We start from the raw sequence: 17,019 nt of genomic DNA on the forward strand, positions 1-17,019 counted from the left end.
GCCCGCTTTATCCCGGGTGTGGCCCACGATCCGCGGGCAGGCGCACAGTAAAGGTCGAGCCCTCGCCGAGCACGCTGGTCACGGACACCGAGCCGCCGTGCGCCTCGGCCAGCTGACGCACGATCGCCAGCCCGAGCCCGCTGCCGCCGGTCTGCCGGGAACGTGACTTTTCCGCGCGCCAGAAGCGATCGAACACCTGCGGCAGGTCGGCCTGACTGATCCCGGCGCCGGTGTCGGCCACCTCGATCACGCACTCCGCGCCCGCCACGCGAGCGCGCACGGAGACGGTCCCGCCCGGGGTGTGCCGGATCGCGTTGCTCACCAGGTTGCCCATGATCTGCCGCAGCCGCACCGGATCCGCGACGATCTCGGGATCGCCCTCGGTCTCCAGGCCGAGCGCGACCTCGGCGGCGGCAGCGCGATCGCGATACGACTCGACGACCTGGTCGAGCAGGTCGCTCAGGTGCACGGGCTCCGGATGCAGCCGCAGGCTGCCCGCGTCGGCGGCGGCCAGGTCCTGCAGATCTTCGACGATGTGGTGCAGCAGCAGGGTTTCCTCGAGCAGCGACGTGGTCAGCGCGCGGTCGAGCGGGATGATCCCGTCCTCCGCCGCCTCAAGCCTGCCTTGGATGGCGGTCAACGGATTGCGCAGCTCGTGCGCGATGTCGCTGACCATGATCTTGCGCCGCTCGGACAGGTCGTTGAACGCCGTCGCGAGATAGCCGATCTCGTCGCGGGTGGTCACCGGCGCGGGCTTGCCCCGGCGGACCGCCTCGGTCAGCGTGCGCAGCGGCCGGGAAACCCTGGTCGCGAGCAGGACGGTGATCAGCACGGTCAGCCCGAGCACGCCGACGGTCACCGCGATGATCCGCGTGGTGTTGGCCTTCGACAGGTTGAACGGGTTCGCCGGCTGCCCGCTCTCGCTGGTGACGAACAGCAGCGCGGGCGGCGAGACGAAGGTGCGCAGCTGCTCGCGGCGGCTGGCCTCGACACACGCCCGCGCCGCCTGCGGATCGCTGACCACGCCGAGCGCGGTGAACGTCAGATCGAGCTTGACCGGCTGCAGGCCCTGCCGCTGCATGCAGGTGTTGACCAGGTCGTTGAGCTGGCCGAGCGCCTGTGCCTCGGTCGGCGTCAGCTCGTCGGCGATGAACAACCCGCATTTCGACGCCGCCACCAGCGGGAACCCGGTGAAGTCGATGGACGGCTTGCCGTTCGGCGCGGTCCGCGCGGTGGCGGTGATCTTGAACCCGCGCAGGCATTCGAGCTGCTTCGCGATCACCGAATCCAGCCGCGCCCGCTCCTCGGCGGTCAGCCGGAACGGCCCGACCGCGCGCGGGTCGATCCCGCTGGTGCCCGCCTCCGGCACCAGGATCGGGTCGGCGCGCAGCGGGTCGACGACCGCGGACGCCTGGGCGGGCAGCAGGATCGGGGCGCCGCCGGAGTCGGCGATCGGCGCGCGGTCCTCGCCGGTCAGGATGATCCGGCGCCCGGTCCGCGACGCGAGGTCCTGCAGCAGCGGGCCGACCCCGCCCCAGCTGGGCGCGCCAGCCGCGCGGCCGAGCAGTTCGGTGTAGACGGTCGCGTCGTCGGAGAGCGCCTGGCCTTTCTCCTGCTCGATCGCCTTCGTGGTGGTCTGCACGGCGAGCCACGCGGTCGCGGCGATCGAGCCGATGGCGATCAGCACCGACACGGCCAGCAGCCGCGTCAGCAAACGCTTGCGCCAGGGGACCTTAGCCACGGTCGGCGATCAGTTTGTAGCCGACGCCGAAGACGGTCAGCAGGTGCGCGGGCCGTCGCGGGTCGGCCTCGATCTTCTTGCGCAGGTTCATCATGTGCACGTCGATGATGCGCGTGGTGATGAACTGGTCGAACCCGCGCGTCAGGTCCAGCAGCTGCTGGCGGGTGAACACCCGGCCGGGTTGTTTCGCCAGCACTTCGAGGATCTGGAACTCGCCGGGCGTGCAGTCGACGACCCGGCCGTCGACCGACACCTCGTGCCGCACCGGGTCCACCCGCAGCGGGCCGACGCGCAGCACCTCGGCGTCCGCGTCGCCGTTCTGCCTGGTCCGCCGCAGCAGCGTGCGGACCCGCGCCATCAGCTCACGCGGGCTGTAGGGCTTGGTCATGTAGTCGTCGGCGCCCAGGTCGAGGCCGAGCAGCAGATCGTCCTCTGTGGACCGTGCGGTGAGCATCAGCACCGGCACGTCGGACTCGGCGCGCAGCGTCCGGCACACCTCGAGGCCGTCGACACCGCCCGGCATCATCACGTCGAGCACCACCAGGTCGGGCCGCTGCCGCCTGGCCTCGTCGAGCGCCGACCGGCCGTCACCGGCGACGACCACCGTGTGGCCCTCCTCCTGGAGGTAGAGCCGCACGACCTCAGCCTGCTTCTCGTCGTCTTCCGCGACGAGGATGTGAGCGCACACGAGGCGACCCTATGCTGGCCGGTTGTCCGTAGCATGGGGAGGATGGGGGGTCTACTGGAACCGGCGGCCGGATCCCTGGTCACGTATCTCTCGCCCGAGGACCGGCGCTTCCTGCTCGGGCTCGGTTCCCGGCGCCGCCATCCCCGTGGCGAACTGCTGCTGCGCCAGGGTGATCCGACCGGGCATCTGCTGCTGATCACCGAGGGCTGGGTCAAGATCTCGTCGTCGATCCCCGGCGGCCTCGAGCTGCTCACCGGGCTGCGCGGGCCCGGCCATCTCATCGGCGAGCTGGCCGCACTGTACGGCGCGCCGCGCGGCGCGGACGTGCACACGGTCGAGACGGTCGAGCTGGTGGTGATCACCCGCGAGCGGTTCCTCGCCTGCCTGCTCGACCGCCCGGCGATCACGATCGCGCTGGTCAAGCAGATGGCGGACCGGGTCAGCGAGGCCGAGAACATGCGCCGGTGGTTCGCCATGCACGACGTCACCAAGCGCATCGCGGCCTCGCTGCTCCACCTGGCCCAGCAGCACGGCGTCGAGGGCCCGGCCGGGCTGGTCATCCGGATCCCGCTCACCCAGCAGGATCTGGCGAACCACGTCGGCGCGACCCGGCGATCCGTGGCTCGGGCGATGACCGCGCTGCGCGAGCGCGGGCTGATCACCGCGGCGAACCGCCGTCATGTCGTGCCGAGTCTCGAAGAACTGCGCGCTTTTCTCGAGGAATCCCCGAATGGCGTAGCGCCTGTGTGACATCTGTCGTCGCCGCTGTCCCGCTTTGCCGTCATGCTCGGACAAGTCCGAGCAGTCCGCGAGGGAGGGGACCCCATGCGCCTACACATGCCACCGTCCTTGCTGGCGAAACTGTGCTTCGCCGCCTTCCTCGCGGGCGCGCTCGTGAGCAAGCTGCTCAGCATCGCGTACTGAAGACCGCCCCATCGGCCATGGCGGCACCCCGGCCGGTGTCCCTACTTTCGAGGAATAAGGGGAAATACGCTCGCCGGGAGGTCGCCGTGTCCGCATCCGTCTTCGCCAGGCTGAGCACCGGGGAACCACCCGCGCGGACCGAGATCGTGATGGACAAGGCCGTGGTGCTCGGGGGGAGCATCGCGGGCCTGCTGGCAGCGCGCGTGCTCGCCGATCACGCCCACACGGTGGTGATCGTCGAGCGTGACGAGCTGCCCGGGGTGCCCGGCCCTCGGCCGGGCACCCCACACGACGGGCAGGTGCACGGCCTGCTGCCCGGCGGTCTGGTCCAGCTCGACCGGTTCTTCCCCGGCTTCTCGGCGGAGGCGCTGGCCGAGGGCGCGCTCTTCTCGCCGTCCGAGCGGACCAGGCAGTACATCGACGGCTTCGCGAAGGTGCCCGACGGCCGGATGGGGATCCTGACCTGCAGCAGGCCGTTGCTCGAAGCGCTGATCCGCCGGCGCACGCTGGAGCTGCCGAACGTCAAGGTGATCACCGCGCGCGCCACCGACCTCGTGCTGTGGGGCGGCGTCGTCACCGGCGTCCGGTGCGCGGCGGGAAGCGAGGAATGGATCGAGGAAGCGGATTTCGTGGCCGACGCGATGGGCCGCGCGAGCAAGATGTCCGACTGGCTTTCCGCGCACGGCTGGGAAAGCCCGCGCCTGCGGCGCCTGCCGATCAACGTCAACTACGCCACCGGGTTCTTCCGCCGCGCCGAGGCGGAGCCCGCGATCGGCACGGCGATCGCCTACCGGAGCCCGAGCGCCGAACTGCCGAAGGTGGGGGTCGCGGCGCTGGTGGCGATCGAGGACGCCCAGTGGATGGTGCTGCTCGCCGGATTCGGCGACGAACGGCCCGGCCGGACGCTGGAAGAGATGCGCGTGCTCAGCTCCGGGGAACCGGCCGTCTTCGGCGAGGCGACGGCCGGCGAGCCCGTCGGCGACATCGTCACCTTCCGCCTGGCCGACTCCCGCCGCCGCGACTACCACGGCCTCAAGCGGTATCCGGCCAGGCTGATCAGCATCGGTGACGCGGTCGCGTCGTTCAACCCGGTGTACGGCCAGGGCATGTCCTCGGCGGCGTTGCAGGCGTCGGCGCTCTCGGAGTACCTGCGCGGCGGACCCGATCTGAACCAGCCAGCCCGTGCTTTCCTGGCCACGCAACGGGTCGTCGCCGACGCCGCCTGGAAGATGTCCACCGCGGCCGACCTGGCACGGCCGGACATCCACGGGCCGTACCCGCGCTGGTTCCGGCTCGACCAGTGGCTGACCGGGCAGGTCATCGCCGCCTCGGTGACCGACGCCGAGACCGCCGCGCGGTTCAACGCGGTGACCTACATGCTCCGGCACCCGCGCACGCTGCGGTCACCCGGAACGCTGCTGCGCGCGTTCCGGGTGAACCGCCGCCTGCGTCAGTCCCCGCAGCAGGCGTGATCCGTCCATTCGGGACGGTGCCACCACTCGTCGGCGAACTGCGCCGTCTGTCCACTCTGGACGATCTGGGCGGTGGCCGCTGCCGGGTGCTCGTACGGCGCCAGCAGCTCGTCGACCGTGTGCGCTTGCCCGCCGACCATGACGCCGCGGACCGCCGCCGCGGCGGCGATGTCGGTGAGCGGGTCACCGTCGACGATCACCAGGTCCGCCTTGGCTCGCGGCGCGATCACGCCGATCGTGCCGTCGAGCCCGAGCCAGCGCGCCGGGTTGGCGGTGGCCGCGGTCAGCGCTTCGTACGGGGTGAAGCCGTAGCGGACCATCGCGCGCAGGTTGGTGTGCAAGGAGATCGCGATGTTGTCGAGCGGGGCGTCGGTGCCCGCCAGCACGACACCGCCCGCACGCTGGATGCGCAGCATCATCTCGGCCTGGCCCTTGAGGATCGCGCGCATCGTTTCAGCGGCCGGTGTCCGCGCGTCGTCGGCCTTCTGCACCAGCCGGTCGTACTCCCATGACGGGTTCAGCACCCGGGTGCGCCGGTCGGTGACCAGCGAACGGTCGTCACCGTAGAGCACGCTGGAGTTGAACAGCGTGGTCGAGATGCCCATGCCGGACCCGGCGAACAGCGCGACGACATCGCCGTACGTGCGGCCGATCCGCGAGCCGGTGTGGGAGTAGCCGAGGCGGTTGGTGGCGCCGTAGTGCTCCATCCCGTCCATACCCAGGTGCGCGGCCGGATACAGGTAGTGCGAGGTCAGCGGCAGTCCTGCGCGGTGCGCGGCCGCGACGGCGGCCGCCTGGTACTCGTTCGGGAACCGGACGTAGGTCTTGATCAGGTCGTACCGCAGCTTCCGCGCGCGCTCGAACTCCTTGTCCAGCAACGAGATCGAGCGGTTCGGGCGCATGAAGTTGTAGTAGACGCGCGAGCCGTCGATCGCCTCGCCGGTGGCGAAGAACCGCGGCCCGGTGAGCGCGCCGGATTCGAGCGCCTCTCTGGTCTCCACCATCTGGTACGCCGGGTCGCCGGGCGACCTGGTCGAGGTGATCCCGTACGCGAGCCAGAGCCTGCCCTGCCTCGCTCCCCACTGACGGCCACGCAGGTGCCAGTGGACGTGCGCGTCGATGAGACCGGGCATGACCGTACGCGTGGACGCGTCCACCGTGGCAGGCCCGGGACCAGCCGGAACGACACCGGCGATGCGATCGCCGTCGACGATCACGTCGACATTGCGTCGCAGCTCCTTCGCCTTGCCGTCCCACAGCGCGCCCGCGCGGACGACCAGCTTCTGCCGGACGACCGGCCGCTGCCAGCGCAGGTCGACCGGAACCGTGGCGGGCGGCCCACCGGCGATCGACTGCGTGCGCAGCTCGCCGTTATTCAGGTACAGCAACGCGTCCGACCCCACCCAGGCGAGCGAGTCGGTCACCTCGTGGGTGACCTGCTTCGGCTGCCCGGTGAACGTTCCGGTGGCATCCACCGGCACGATCCACGCCGTCGACTCGACGACGAACGACAGGTACTTGCCGTCCGGCGACCAGACCGGGCCGTCGTCACCGCGCGTGGACAGCGACGCGTGCGGCATCGGCTCGCTGTACTGCAGCGTGCCCGCACGCAGGTTGACCAGCAGGATCTGGCTGGTGCCCTCGCGGTACCGCTTGGAATACGGCTTCACCGCCGCGAGCGCGAGCGTGGTGCCGTCCGGCGACCAGGTCGGCCTGCCCGGCATGAACAGCGTCGGCGCGACCTGCTTCGGCACGCCACCCGCGACGTCGACGATCCAGGTGGCGCCGTCGTGGTCCTGGTACGCGATCCGCGAGCCGTCCGGCGAGAACCGTGGTGTCAACTGCGCGCCGGGCAGGCCGGTGAGCCGCTTCGTCCCGCCGGTGGCGATGTCGAGCGACCACAGGTCGGCGTCGCCAGCCTTGTCCGAGGCGTACACCAGCGTCTTGCCGTCCGGCGAGAAGTCGGGATCTGAGTTGAAGTAGCCGTCGGCCAGCAGTTTGCGTGGCTTCCGCTCGCCGATTTTGAGCAGCCACAACGCGTTCAGCGCGCGGAAGGCGACCTGCGAGCCATCGCGTGAGACGACCGGCGACGCGATCCCCTGCGCCTGCCGCTCGCGGTGATCGTCGAGATCGCGGACCAGCTGGCGGTATTTGCGCTTGGCGACGAACGGCACGGTGGCGGTGAACCCGACATCGACCGGCGGCGTGCCCCCGAGCTTGCGCCGCCGGATCCGGCCGTCCGCGGTGTAGAGCAGCTCATCGGCCGCCAGCCAGCCCACCGGGAACGCGAACACGTCCTCGTCCCCCGTGACGACCTGGTCGCCGACGACGAGTTCCGGCTTGGCGCCGGTGAGCCGGACGTACGCGAGCTTGCCGTCCGGCGCGAACGACGGCCCGTACACCTTCGCGCCCGCCGGCGCGGTGACCGCACGGGTGACCACCCCGGATTCCAGCTCGAGGACGTCGATGGCCAGATCGTCGACCGTGTACGCGACCCGCTTGCCATCGTGCGACCAGCCGGGCGTGGCCTCCTCGGCGGCGGTGTCGGTGAGCTTGGTGATCTCGCCGGTCGCCACCGTCAACCGGTGCACGCCGTAACTGCCGCCCCGATCCGACGCGAAGACGATCGACGCGCCGTCGGGCGAGAACTTCGGCTCGCGATGATCGAACGGGCCTTGCGTGTGCTGCCGGGCGCCGGAGCCGTCGACCCCGATGCTCCACAGGTGATAGTTCCCGTCCCGGTACGACTGGAACACCAGCCGCCGCCCGTCCGGCGAGAACGCGGGCTGCGTCGCGTCGGCGAAGTCGTCGGTGAGCCTGCGCGCCTCACCACCCGCGATCGGCACCACCCAGATGTTGGTCAGCAGGTCGAACGCGACCAGCTTGCCGTCCGGCGAGACGGCCACGCTGATGTTCGTGCCCTCGCGGACCGTGGTCTTCTTCGAAGATTCTTGTGGTGTTTCCGTTGTTTCCGGATCCGCCCGCGCGGTCTCGGTGCCCACGAGACCGGCGGCGACCGCGGCCGCCCCCGTGCCTATGAGCATGTTCCTGCGCGTCAGTTCGCCGCTCATCCGTACATTCCTCCCAGTGGTTTCCCCCTGTCGGTGATTATCCGGGGAACACCGACAAGAACGGCAGTCTTGACTGTCCGACGTACGATGGGGCATGGCCATCGCCGCCAATCTGGCGTTGTACGCGGTCGTGGTCGTCACCCCGACCGCGGCCACCTGGGCCATACTCAAACTCCCTGGCCTGATCGAGAAAAAGCGCGCCAATCGGAGAATCCCGGAGCCTTCGGTCGAGCAGCTCGCCGCAGACCTGCGCCGGGTGCACCGCCTGCTCGCCGACTACGGCCCCGGAATCCCGGCGGCCCGCAGGCTCAGCGCACGTCAGGCCTACGACGCGCTGCTGGTCCAAGCGTGCGCGGCCGTGCGCGTGAAGCACCATCTCGACGATCTGCCGGAGGGGATGGAGCGCGAGATCGAGCGGCTCACCGTGGCGGAAAGTCTGCGCAAGGCCGGGCTCAGGTTGACGGACTCGTGAGTGTTGCGACCGGTTCTAACCGGCCGTACCACTCACGACCCCCTTACCTGAGTGAGGGCCTCCCTCACCCAGCCCGGGTTGGTGAGGGCCTCCGTCACCCAGATATATGGGTCAGGGCCTCCCTCACCCAACGATTCAAGTCAGGGAGGCCCTCACTGTGCGATAAGGCTCGGGACGCGAGTGGTAACTCTGCTGCATCTAACGGAGCAGAGTTACCACTCGCGCGCAGGCTTTTCACGCTCGAACGAGGGGATCCCCCGCTGCGTCCAACGCAGCAGGGGAGCCCCTCGCCCACAGCCCGGCCACGGGAGCCGGGGTCGTGAGTGATGCGGCCGGTTCTAACCGGCCGTACCACTCACGACCGCGTGGGACTTTCGCACGGCCATGAACTAGCGTGATCTTGTCACGCTAGTTCTGACTGGGGAGTTGGACCATGAAACAGCGGAGCCCGGTATTCGCCGTGTTCACACTGACCCTGGCGCTGGTGCTCGGCGCCTTCCTACTGGCGAAACCGAGCGGGAACGAAGCCCCTTCGGGCAGCGCTGGGGGCGGGAAGTACGTCATCCGCGGCGCGTCGATGGTGCTGACCATGGACCCGAAACTCGGTGAAGGCCCGCTCGGCTCGCTCGCCGACGCCGACGTGCTCATCGAGGACACGAAGATCAAGGCGGTCGGCAAGAACCTCGACGCCGGGCGCGCGCAGGTGGTCGACGGCCGGGGCAAGATCGTCATGCCCGGCTTCGTCGATCTGCACAACCACCTCTGGCAGGCGCTGATCCGCGGCTGCGCCGGCGACAAGGAACTCAACGGCTGGCTCGGCAAATGCGTGCTGCCGCTGTACAAGAACCAGCCGACCGACGCCGACGGCTACGCGGGCGCCCGGCTGGCGACGCTGGACGTGATCTCGACCGGGATCACCACGGTCACCGACTGGTCGCACGCGTTCAACGCCGACTTCGCGAAGGGCAACCTGCGCGCGCTCGGCGAGTCGAACCTGCGGTTCGTGTTCTCCTACAACGGCACGACCAACGCGGCGCTGCAGGACGAGATCCGGCGGGTCAAGCGCGAGGTCATCGACAAGAACCCGTTGGCACACCTGGAAATCGGCACGCACCCGTCGACGGGGAACTTCCCGAGCCTCGACGCTTCGGAGAAGCTCGCGCGTGAGCTCGGCGTGCCGCTGAACGTCCACCTGCTCGAATCCAAGGCGGACCCGGCGACCGGTCAGATGGAGGCGCTGCGCAAGGCGGGCGCGCTGCGCTCCGGGCTGGTGGCGAACCACGTCATCCAGGCGACCGACGCCGAGCTCGACGAGCTGGCCGCCGCCGACGTCCGCGTCGCGCACAACCCGCTGTCGAACATGCGGCTCGCGTCCGGCGTCATCCGGCTGCCGGAGATGAAGAAGCGGGGCATGAAGGTCGGCCTCGGCCTGGACGGCGGGACCAACGACACCAGCGACATGTTCAACGTGATGCGCGCGGCGGTCGGCTTGCAGCGGGCCACGGCGACCGATCCCGGCGTCTACCCGACCACGGCCGACGTGCTGCGGATGGCGACGCTCGGCGGCGCCGAAGCGCTCGGGCTCGACGGCGAGGTCGGCTCGCTGACGCCGGGCAAGAAAGCGGACCTGCAAGTGATCAACGCCCAATCGGTCAACTTCGCGCCGCGCGTGGACTGGGTGAACCAGCTGGTCTTCAACACCCAGCCGTCCAATGTGGACTGGGTGTTCGTCGACGGCCGCGCGCTCAAGCGCGACGGCAAGCTGGTCGGCGTCGACACCGGCCGAGTCGTGAAAGACGCCCAAGACGCGGCCGACCGCCTCAAGAAGTTGCTTCCGCAGTAAGGACTCGTGAGTGGTACGGCCGGTTAGAACCGGCCGTACCACTCACGACCCAGGAGTTACCCGATCGAGTAGCTGTCCCCGTAAACCTTCCACCGCAACGGGGTGTTCAGGTCCAGGTTGCCGTCGTTGAGCCAGACACGCTGCGCCGTGTCGATCCGGCTGGTGTCTTCGTGTGCTGCCTCCTTCTTCATTTCGATGACCCGCTCGTCCAAGAATGCCTGCAGGTAAGCCGTTTCGTCCCCACCCTGCGCGGGTGAAGCCGCCCGCCCGAGCGCCCGGTCCCTGATCGCCTGCAAACCTTCGTAACCGTGCACGACCGCCGCGTCGTAGTACGCGAACTGCCCCAGCGCGCGCAGCCCGTCCTGCTTCGCCCGCGACACGGACGGGTTGAAGTACACCCGGTCCCGCTCGGATTCCTGCAGGTCACGGAAGGTCTGGTCGTTCGCGGCCGCCCGCCAGTCGCCGGGATAGCCGGGGTCCAGTCCTTCGTGCGAGTCCGAGCCGTCGACCGCACGCAACGCGGGCAGGTACTTCGCGAGCACATTGCCCGGCTTGGCGTCGGCGTACCGCTCCACCAGCTCCAGCATGTCGTGCGTACCCGAGGTGAAGCCGATGATCCCGCCGGTGTAGCCGCGGCCGTCGCCGATGTCCTCGATGTACCCGAACTGCGCGCGCCAGTTCAGCGACGAGTTCTCCGCGCTCGACACGATCTGCATCGCGTGATCCTTTTTGGCCGGATCATCGAGCCCCGGGCCTGCGGCGATGGCCGCGGGGGCGGCTGAGACGAGCAAGGTGGCCAAGCCGAGAACGGCCATGAGCCGGACGGAAAATTTCACCGCAACCTCCGAGTCGGTCAGATTGCGGCACAGTTGACCCGATCACCGGGACCTTCGTCAAGACTCTTTCCTAATGTCCCGCAGGACAACCTACGTCACTCAGCGCAATGATCGACTTGACGGACCATCGCTGAGATTCGCCTCAGAAACCCCTGAACCGCGGCCATGTCAATACCCCTGCCCGCGCGAAATGCCCCCTTATTCAAGGGGTAAGGGTCGACAACAGTGTTGCGAACACGGGACCGTCGGTTTGTACCCCTTACAGGGACAGTTCGAGCCGTCACTGCCGCAACCGTGGAGGCTGGTCCGCACCCCGCCGGAACCGAAGAAACCACTGCTCAGAGTAGTTTTAAACGATCGTTCTACACAAGTGAATAGAACACATGTATAGTACGTCAGGTGAGCAAGCGCAGCCGGAGAGTGACCCGCACGAATCCGGCGTAGCGGACTAACGGGACAGCGATGCCCGGACGGATCGACCGAGCCGTACCCCGGTATGGCTACTGAGAGTGACTTACTAGGAGGAGAAAGTGAACACCACCATCCGGCTGGAGTCCGTGCGCAAGGTCTATGGCCACGACAACAACGCCGTGGTCGCGCTCGGCGGCGTCGACATCGGATTCGAGCGCGGGACCTTCTCGGCGGTGATGGGACCGTCCGGTTCCGGCAAGAGCACGCTGCTGCACTGCGCGGCCGGCCTCGACACGCCGACCTCGGGCAGTGTCCGCCTCGAGGACACCGAACTCAGCGGCCTCAACGAAACCCAGCTCACCCTGCTGCGCCGTGACCGCATCGGCTTCATCTTCCAGTCGTTCAACCTCCTCCCCGCGCTCACCGTCATGCAGAACATCCTGCTTCCCTTGCAGCTGGCCGGAAAGAAGCCGGATCAGGCGCTGGTGGACGAGGTCATCGACCGCGTCGGGCTCACCAACCGCGTCCACCACCGCCCCGCCGAGCTCTCCGGCGGCCAGGCCCAGCGCGTCGCCATCGCCCGCGCGCTCGTCACCCGCCCCGCCGTCATCTTCGGCGACGAGCCGACGGGTGCGCTCGACAGCAAGACCGCCCGCGAAGTGCTGCTGCTCCTCCAGCAGGCGGGCGCGGGCGGCCAGACGATCGTCATGGTGACCCACGACCCGATCGCCGCCTCCTACGCCGATCGCGTCGTTTTCCTTGCGGACGGCCACATCGTGACCGAGCTGCAGCACCCGACGGCCGAGGCGGTCGCGGAGCGGATGACCCACCTGTCCGAACTCGTCGAGCAGCGCAACCGCGCCGCCGCGGCCGCGGTCGGGGGCGTGTGATGTTCCTTCTCGCACTGCGCAGCCTGAAATACCGCTGGGCCGCGTTCGCCGCGACCTTCATCGGGATGTTCCTCTGTTCCGGCATCGTCATCGCCAGCGGTGGCATCCTGGAAACCGGTCTCCGCGACGAGGCGCCGGCCGAGCGGCTGCAGGCCACCCCGATCGTCATCGCGGGCGACACCGTCTACCCGCTGCCCAACAACCCGGTCGCGACGCTGCTCGAGCGCGTCCACATCGACGAAAACCTGATCGCCACCATCCAGACCGTGCCGGGCGTGCTCAAGGCGCTGCCGGACGTGTCCTTCCCCGCCGCCGTGGTGAAGGACGGCGCGACCGTCAACACCGGCGTCGAGTCCAGCGGCCACGGCTGGTCGTCGGCGGAGATGCTGCCCTACGCGCTGAGCTCCGGCGCGGCGCCGCAGGCACCCGGCGATGTGGTGCTGGACAAGCGATCCGCCGACGCGGCCGGCGCGACGGTCGGCAGCGAGGTCAAGGTCGCCGTCCGCGGAACCACGGAAACCTTCCGGGTCAGCGGCATCGCCGAGCCCGGCGCGGCGGTCAACCAGGCAGGGCTGTTCTTCTCGCCAGCCGACGTGCAGCGGCTCATCCCCGACCCCGGCAAGGTCGACAACATCGGCGTGTTCGCGACACCGGGCACCGACGTCGCGACCCTGCAGCAGCAGCTGTCCACCGCGCTGGCAGGCAAGGGCACCAAGGTGCTCACCGGCGACATCCGCGGCCACGGCGAGAAGCCGAAAACCCTTGAGGTGACCGACCTTCTCATCATCGGCGTGCTGATCGGCGGACTGTCCACATTGGCCGGTCTGATGGGGGTCGCCTCCACGCTCTCGCTGGCTTTCCAGCAGCGCCAGCGGGAAATGGCGCTGCTGCGCTCCATCGGCACCACGCCGCGCCAGCTCAAGCGGATGATCATCGGCGAGACGATCTTCGTGTCGCTGATCGCCACCGCGCTCTCGATCATCCCCGGTGTGCTGTTCGGCGAGGTGCTGTTCAACCGGATCGTCGACAGCGGACTGGTCGCCGAGGGCCTGGCGTTCCATCAGGGCCCGATCCCGACCATCGTCGCCGCGCTGATCTCGCTGATCACCTCGGTCGGCGCCGCGTCCATCGCCGGCCGACGGGTCACCAAGGCCAAGGCCATCGAGGCGCTCACCGACGCCGAGATCCAGGAGTACAAGCCCGGCAAGCTCCGCCCGATCTTCGCGATCGTCTGCTTCGTGATCAGCGGCTCGCTGATCTACGTGGTCCAGCTGGCCAACGGCCCGCTGAAGGCGAGCCCGGCGATCTTCTCCTGCATCTTCGCCGGGATCGGGCTGGCGCTGCTCGGCCCGATCGTGGCCAAGACGACCACGCGGATCCTCGGCCCGCTGGTGCGGCGGACGACCGGTATCGCGGGCTACCTCGCCTCGCTCAACGCCCAGGCCCGCGTGACGCAGGTGGCCGCCGTGATCACCCCGATCATGCTGGTCACCGGCATCGCCACGGCCAACCTCTACGCCACCACCACCGAGACCGCGGCGACCGAGACGTACACGCAGGAGCTGGCGCACAACGTCATCCTGCAGTCGGGCGAGAGCGGGTTCGCCCCCGAGGTGCTCGACGAGATCCGCAAGGTCAACGGGGTCGACGGCGCCTCGGTGTTCCTCACCAGCGCCGGCTTCATCGAGAGCCCGGCCGACCCGTGGCAGGGCCGCGACCTCGGCGGCTCGCAGATCAAGGGCTTCAACGCCGACGCGGCGGCGAAGGTCTACGGCACGTCGGTGGTCGAGGGCTCGTTCAGCGACCTCGTCGGGAACACGGTGGCGCTGACCAACACCCACGCCAAGGACATGGGCGCGAAGCTTGGCGACACGATCTCCATCCGGATGGGCGACCGGGGCAAGGTCGACCTGAAGGTGGTGGCGCTGTTCACCGCCAAGGAGAGCTTCGAATCCATCGTGATGCCCGCCGAGACGCTGGAAGCGCACACGACGCTCGGGCGCGCCAGGTTCATCCTGGTCAACCCGGCGCAGGGCGCGGACATGGGCCAGCTGAAGGCGGACCTGACCACGGCCATGGCGACGGTGCCGGGTGCCTCGATCGGCGACCGCAAGTCGCTCAACGGCGCGTTCCTGCACCACCTCGGCGCGCAGGCGCTGGTCACCCTGCTGATGATCGCCATGCTGGTCGGCTACATCGCCATCCAGGTGATCAACAACCTTTCGCTGGCCATCACCAAGCGGCGGCGTGAGTTCGGGCTCCAGCGGCTCACCGGCTCGACCAAGGACCAGGTGCTGCGGATGACGGCCATCGAGGGCGCGCAGGCAGGCATCATCGGCATCGTGCTCGGCACGCTCATCACGCCGCTCACGCTGGTGCCGTTCAGCCTGGCCCGCACCGGCTCGCCGATCCCGTCCGGCTCGCCGTGGATGTACATCGGCGTGGTGCTCTTCGCCGGTCTGCTGGCCATGGGCGGGACGCTGCTCCCGACCTGGCTGGAACTGCGCAAGAGCCCGCTCGAAGCATCAGTGGTCGCGTAACGCGCCACTGCACCAAGGGCCCCGGCGAATCCTCCTCGCCGGGGCCCTTCCCTTTCCCTGCCCCGAAAAATCAATTACCCACACAGAAAGAATGTCTTTACCACACCATTCGGGTGCGGGCATTCTCGGCCATTCGGCCGCCCTCCGGCCGTTGTTCTTTACCGGCCGGAATGCGCGGGCAATCATAAGATGTGCAAATCACGATAACGCCCCCGCTGGCGCCGGAAGACCGGCTGTTCCTGGAAGACGCGGCCGAAGGCGGCGCGCTCGCCCACCGTGCCCGCATCGTGCTGCTGGCCGCCGAAGGCATGGCGGTCAAGGACATCGTGACCACACTCGGCGTCTCGAAGCCGACGGTCATCCTGTGGCGCAAACGCTATGCCGCCGAAGGGATCGCGGGCCTCGCCGACCGGCCGAAGCCGGGCAGACCGCGGCGGGTGAGACCCGTCGTCCCTTAGCGCCACTTGTTCTCGGCGCTGACCTGCGCGCGGAGCTTGGTGAGCGCGCGGTGCTGCAGCACGCGCACGTGCCCCGAGGTCAGCCCGACCGCCTGCGCGGTCTCGCCCGCGGTCAGGCCGACCACGATGCGCAGCGTCAGGATCTCCCGCTGCAGTTCCGGCAAGGTGAGCAGCAATTCGCCCATCTGCGCGCGCAGGTCGGACGCCAGCGCCTGCGACTCGGGTTCGCCCATGTCCCCGATGGTCTCGGGGATCTCGGGCATCGGGCTCGACTTGTCGCGGGACGCGGCCCGGTACGCGTCGGCGACCTTGTTCGCGGCGATGGCGTACACCAGGTGGGTGAACGAGCCGCCCCGGTCCTGATAGCCCGGCAGCGCCTTGAGCACCGCGATGCAGACCTCCTGCGCCACGTCGGCCGCCGAGAGGTAGGAGACGTGGTGGCCGCCGATCCTGGCCCGGCAGTACTTGAGGACCATCGGCTGGATGGCGGCCAGCGTCTGGTTCCTGGCGAGCTCGTCACCGCGCGCCGCGGCGAGGACGACGCGCTCGAACTCCTCCTTGGCCGGGTCCCGGTCGGTCTGGGGGCGCGTCTGCGTCGTGCTCGTCGTCATGGGGCAAAGTCTTGCCCGCGAATGGCGTAAGCGCGCCGGTACACCGGCCTGACAAGAAGTGTCCGTAAGGCACTTGTTGTACAGCGTTCATTCTGCTAGCGCCCAGTCCTGCGCGGTCCGCCCGGCGGCGCACAGGTTGACGTCCACAATGTACGGCGCGGCCGTTCCGCACTGCACGGGGTCCACCGGCTGGCCGTGCCCCATGCCGGTGATCGAGTAGGTCTGGACTACCGCCTGACCAGCGGAATTCCTATACACCGCATGGGGAAACCCGGCCATGGTGTCGCGGGTGTCGGCGACCGCGTCGGTGCCGTGCACGTCGGTCCACTGCTCGGCGAGCTCGGTCAGGTTGGCGGAATTCACCGTGTAATCGGCGGTACCGTGCCAAATACTGACCACCGGCCAGGGTCCCGGGTAGCCGCCCGCGCGGACCTTGTCACCCCACTGACGTGGAGTCAGGTTCTTGCCGGGGTTCATGCACGAGAACGCCGTCAGCTGGCTGGTCGCACAGCCGTATGGCAAACCCGCGACGACCGCGCCCGCCTTGAACGTCGCGGGATACAGCGCGAGCATCGCCGCGGTCATGGCCCCGCCCGCGGACAGTCCGCTGATGTAGACGCGGGCCGGATCGGCACCGGCGTCGGCCACGGCGCGGTCCACCATTTGCTTGACGGACAAGGCTTCTTGGGGAGTCTTCACGCCGTCGAACCATGTGAAGCATTTACTGGCGTTGTTCGTGGTTTGCTGCTGCGGCAACACGAGCGTGAACCGCGCCTGCTGCGCGAGCTGGACCCAGCCGGTGTTCGTGCCGTAGCCCGCGGCGTCCTGCGTGCAGCCGTGCATCGCCACGACCACCGGGCGGCCCGAGGGCAGCCCATCCGGCGTGTACCGGAACATCTTGAGGTTGCCGGGATTCGACCCGAACCCGGTCACTTCCCCGACACCCGCCGCGTTCGCCGGTGGTGTCACGGCGAAAATCAGCACCAAGCCGAGCAAGAGAACGCGCAGCTTCCCGTCCATACTGGACCTCCTTGTCCTGGAACGTGGCTTCCACGTTAAGGA

13 protein-coding genes are annotated in these 17,019 nt (G+C 68.9%); 7 read left to right on the plus strand and 6 right to left on the minus strand.

All coding sequences use genetic code 11. The annotated features are described in order from the left end of the window. Positions 1-7: 7 nt before the first annotated feature. Together BLV57_RS15380 and BLV57_RS15385 are read right to left on the minus strand one after the other, a co-directional pair. Complete coding sequence (locus BLV57_RS15380; RefSeq protein ID WP_218134811.1) at positions 8-1,741, minus strand: sensor histidine kinase; 1,734 nt, start codon at positions 1,739-1,741, stop codon at positions 8-10. Then, on the minus strand, positions 1,734-2,429 hold the full coding sequence (locus BLV57_RS15385; protein ID WP_091289423.1) for a response regulator transcription factor: 696 nt from the start codon (positions 2,427-2,429) through the stop codon (positions 1,734-1,736). The genes BLV57_RS15380 and BLV57_RS15385 overlap by 8 nt, the downstream gene beginning before the upstream one ends. A 42-nt stretch (positions 2,430-2,471) precedes the next feature. Here BLV57_RS15385 and BLV57_RS15390 point away from each other — a divergent pair, with 42 nt between their 5' ends. Together BLV57_RS15390 and BLV57_RS15395 are read left to right on the plus strand one after the other, a co-directional pair. Continuing rightward, positions 2,472-3,179, plus strand: coding sequence for a Crp/Fnr family transcriptional regulator (locus tag BLV57_RS15390; protein ID WP_176968636.1), 708 nt, complete (start codon positions 2,472-2,474; stop codon positions 3,177-3,179). Positions 3,180-3,439: 260 nt separating this feature from the next. Then, positions 3,440-4,825: an FAD-dependent oxidoreductase gene (locus BLV57_RS15395; RefSeq protein WP_218134818.1), complete on the plus strand. Its 1,386-nt coding sequence runs from the start codon at positions 3,440-3,442 to the stop codon at positions 4,823-4,825. Here the strand turns inward: BLV57_RS15395 and BLV57_RS15400 are convergent. Beyond that, entirely contained in the window at positions 4,804-7,896 is a 3,093-nt protein-coding gene (locus BLV57_RS15400; protein WP_245757334.1) for an amidohydrolase family protein, read from the minus strand. The genes BLV57_RS15395 and BLV57_RS15400 overlap by 22 nt on opposite strands. 94 nt (positions 7,897-7,990) lie before the next feature. Here BLV57_RS15400 and BLV57_RS15405 point away from each other — a divergent pair, with 94 nt between their 5' ends. Continuing rightward, a complete protein-coding gene (locus BLV57_RS15405; RefSeq protein WP_091289425.1) occupies positions 7,991-8,368 on the plus strand; it encodes a hypothetical protein in 378 nt (125 codons plus the stop codon). A gap of 433 nt (positions 8,369-8,801) precedes the next feature. Further along, positions 8,802-10,211 (plus strand): amidohydrolase family protein, encoded by a 1,410-nt coding sequence (locus BLV57_RS15410; protein WP_091289426.1) that lies wholly within the window; start codon positions 8,802-8,804, stop codon positions 10,209-10,211. Between the two features lie 56 nt (positions 10,212-10,267). On the opposite strand, the gene BLV57_RS15415 is transcribed toward BLV57_RS15410, so the two are convergent. Continuing rightward, positions 10,268-11,026: a chitosanase gene (locus tag BLV57_RS15415; protein ID WP_091289427.1), complete on the minus strand. Its 759-nt coding sequence runs from the start codon at positions 11,024-11,026 to the stop codon at positions 10,268-10,270. 551 nt (positions 11,027-11,577) lie between these two features. On the opposite strand from BLV57_RS15415, the gene BLV57_RS15420 reads away from it, so the two are divergent. The 3 genes from BLV57_RS15420 (at position 11,578) to BLV57_RS15430 (ending at position 15,346) form a co-directional block, all read left to right on the plus strand. After that, a complete protein-coding gene (locus BLV57_RS15420) occupies positions 11,578-12,348 on the plus strand; it encodes an ABC transporter ATP-binding protein (RefSeq protein ID WP_091289428.1) in 771 nt (256 codons plus the stop codon). Further along, entirely contained in the window at positions 12,348-14,888 is a 2,541-nt protein-coding gene (locus tag BLV57_RS15425) for an FtsX-like permease family protein (protein ID WP_091289429.1), read from the plus strand. Before BLV57_RS15420 ends, BLV57_RS15425 begins: the two co-directional genes overlap by 1 nt. A gap of 191 nt (positions 14,889-15,079) precedes the next feature. Next, positions 15,080-15,346, plus strand: a complete 267-nt coding sequence (locus BLV57_RS15430) for a helix-turn-helix domain-containing protein (protein WP_091289430.1) — start codon at positions 15,080-15,082, stop codon at positions 15,344-15,346. Here the strand turns inward: BLV57_RS15430 and shbA are convergent. Continuing rightward, a complete protein-coding gene (gene shbA, locus BLV57_RS15435) occupies positions 15,343-15,957 on the minus strand; it encodes an RNA polymerase sigma factor ShbA (protein WP_091289431.1) in 615 nt (204 codons plus the stop codon). The genes BLV57_RS15430 and shbA overlap by 4 nt on opposite strands. 87 nt (positions 15,958-16,044) lie before the next feature. After that, positions 16,045-16,977 carry an extracellular catalytic domain type 1 short-chain-length polyhydroxyalkanoate depolymerase gene (locus BLV57_RS15440; RefSeq protein ID WP_091289432.1) on the minus strand — a complete coding sequence of 311 codons (933 nt, stop codon included), beginning with the start codon at positions 16,975-16,977 and terminating at the stop codon, positions 16,045-16,047. Positions 16,978-17,019: the final 42 nt, after the last annotated feature.

This window comes from Amycolatopsis xylanica, from assembly GCF_900107045.1.
Classification (GTDB): Bacteria; Actinomycetota; Actinomycetes; order Mycobacteriales; family Pseudonocardiaceae; genus Amycolatopsis; species Amycolatopsis xylanica.